Source organism: Vibrio sp. 2134-1 (assembly GCF_033339495.1).
Window position 1 is genome coordinate 1 of sequence record NZ_JAWOUS010000060.1, and the last position, 2958, is coordinate 2958.

Annotated in this window: 1 rRNA gene; it reads left to right on the forward strand. The window is 51.6% G+C overall.

Annotated elements, in window-relative coordinates:
* Positions 1-28 precede the first annotated feature (28 nt).
* Positions 29-2919 (forward strand): 23S ribosomal RNA (locus tag R7R78_RS23710).
* Positions 2920-2958 lie beyond the last annotated feature (39 nt).

Here is a 2958-nt window from a genome sequence, read left to right on the forward strand (position 1 = left end):
ATCAACTCGAAACTCCTTCGGGTTGTATGGTTAAGTGACTAAGCGTACACGGTGGATGCCTTGGCAGTCAGAGGCGATGAAGGACGTATTAACTTGCGATAAGCCCAGATTAGGTAGTAAAAACCATTTGAGTCTGGGATTTCCGAATGGGGAAACCCAATACCATAAGGTATTACTGTTGAGTGAATACATAGCTCAACAGGGCGAACCGGGGGAACTGAAACATCTAAGTACCCCGAGGAAAAGAAATCAACCGAGATTCCGAAAGTAGCGGCGAGCGAAATTGGACTAGCCCTTAAGCTTTACACGCGTTAGACGAACAGCCTGGAAAGGCCGACGATACAGGGTGATAGTCCCGTAGTTGACGACGTGTGTTCAGTGAAATCGAGTAGGGCGGGACACGTGATATCCTGTCTGAATATGGGGGGACCATCCTCCAAGGCTAAATACTACTGACTGACCGATAGTGAACCAGTACCGTGAGGGAAAGGCGAAAAGAACCCCTGTGAGGGGAGTGAAATAGAACCTGAAACCGTGTACGTACAAGCAGTAGGAGCAGGCTTTGTCCTGTGACTGCGTACCTTTTGTATAATGGGTCAGCGACTTATATTCAGTGGCAAGGTTAACCATCTAGGGGAGCCGTAGGGAAACCGAGTCTTAACTGGGCGTTCAGTCTCTGGATATAGACCCGAAACCAGGTGATCTAGCCATGGGCAGGTTGAAGGTTGAGTAACATCAACTGGAGGACCGAACCGACTAATGTTGAAAAATTAGCGGATGACTTGTGGCTAGGGGTGAAAGGCCAATCAAACCTGGAGATAGCTGGTTCTCCCCGAAAGCTATTTAGGTAGCGCCTCGGACGAATACTACTGGGGGTAGAGCACTGTTAAGGCTAGGGGGTCATCCCGACTTACCAACCCTTTGCAAACTCCGAATACCAGTAAGTACTATCCGGGAGACACACGGCGGGTGCTAACGTCCGTCGTGGAGAGGGAAACAACCCAGACCGCCAGCTAAGGTCCCAAATTACTACTAAGTGGGAAACGATGTGGGAAGGCTCAGACAGCCAGGATGTTGGCTTAGAAGCAGCCATCATTTAAAGAAAGCGTAATAGCTCACTGGTCGAGTCGGCCTGCGCGGAAGATGTAACGGGGCTAAGTAGTAAACCGAAGCTGCGGCAATGCACTTTAGTGCATTGGGTAGGGGAGCGTTCTGTAAGCGGTTGAAGGTGTGTGGTAACGCATGCTGGACGTATCAGAAGTGCGAATGCTGACATGAGTAACGATAAAGGGGGTGAAAAACCTCCTCGCCGGAAGACCAAGGGTTCCTGTCCAACGTTAATCGGGGCAGGGTAAGTCGACCCCTAAGGCGAGGCCGAAAGGCGTAGTCGATGGGAAACGGGTTAATATTCCCGTACTTCTTACAATTGCGATGGGGGGACGGAGAAGGCTAGGTGGGCCTGGCGACGGTTGTCCAGGTTCAAGTGCGTAGGCTGAAGAGTTAGGTAAATCCGGCTCTTCTTAAAGCTGAGACACGACGTCGAGCATCTACGGATGTGAAGTCATTGATGCCATGCTTCCAGGAAAAGCCTCTAAGCTTCAGATTGTAAGGAATCGTACCCCAAACCGACACAGGTGGTCGGGTAGAGAATACCAAGGCGCTTGAGAGAACTCGGGTGAAGGAACTAGGCAAAATGGTACCGTAACTTCGGGAGAAGGTACGCTCTCGACGGTGAAGTCCCTCGCGGATGGAGCTATTGAGAGTCGCAGATACCAGGTGGCTGCAACTGTTTATTAAAAACACAGCACTGTGCAAAATCGCAAGATGACGTATACGGTGTGACGCCTGCCCGGTGCCGGAAGGTTAATTGATGGGGTTAGACTTCGGTCGAAGCTCTTGATCGAAGCCCCGGTAAACGGCGGCCGTAACTATAACGGTCCTAAGGTAGCGAAATTCCTTGTCGGGTAAGTTCCGACCTGCACGAATGGCGTAATGATGGCCACGCTGTCTCCACCCGAGACTCAGTGAAATTGAAATCGCTGTGAAGATGCAGTGTACCCGCGGCTAGACGGAAAGACCCCGTGAACCTTTACTACAGCTTGGCACTGAACATTGACCCTACATGTGTAGGATAGGTGGGAGGCTTTGAAGCGCAGTCGCTAGATTGCGTGGAGCCGTCCTTGAAATACCACCCTTGTAGTGTTGATGTTCTAACGTCGACCCCTTATCGGGGTTGCGGACAGTGCCTGGTGGGTAGTTTGACTGGGGCGGTCTCCTCCCAAAGCGTAACGGAGGAGCACGAAGGTGGGCTAATCACGGTTGGACATCGTGAGGTTAGTGCAATGGCATAAGCCCGCTTGACTGCGAGAATGACAATTCGAGCAGGTGCGAAAGCAGGTCATAGTGATCCGGTGGTTCTGAATGGAAGGGCCATCGCTCAACGGATAAAAGGTACTCCGGGGATAACAGGCTGATACCGCCCAAGAGTTCATATCGACGGCGGTGTTTGGCACCTCGATGTCGGCTCATCACATCCTGGGGCTGAAGTCGGTCCCAAGGGTATGGCTGTTCGCCATTTAAAGTGGTACGCGAGCTGGGTTTAGAACGTCGTGAGACAGTTCGGTCCCTATCTGCCGTGGGCGTTGGAGAATTGAAAGGGGCTGCTCCTAGTACGAGAGGACCGGAGTGGACGAACCTCTGGTGTTCGGGTTGTGTCGCCAGACGCATTGCCCGGTAGCTAAGTTCGGGATCGATAACCGCTGAAAGCATCTAAGCGGGAAGCGAGCCTTGAGATGAGTTCTCCCTGATACTTTAAGTATCCTAAAGGGTTGTCGTAGACTACGACGTTGATAGGCAGGGTGTGTAAGCGTTGTGAGGCGTTGAGCTAACCTGTACTAATTGCCCGTGAGGCTTAACCATACAACACCCAAGGGGTTTTGATGGACTCAATGAAAGAAC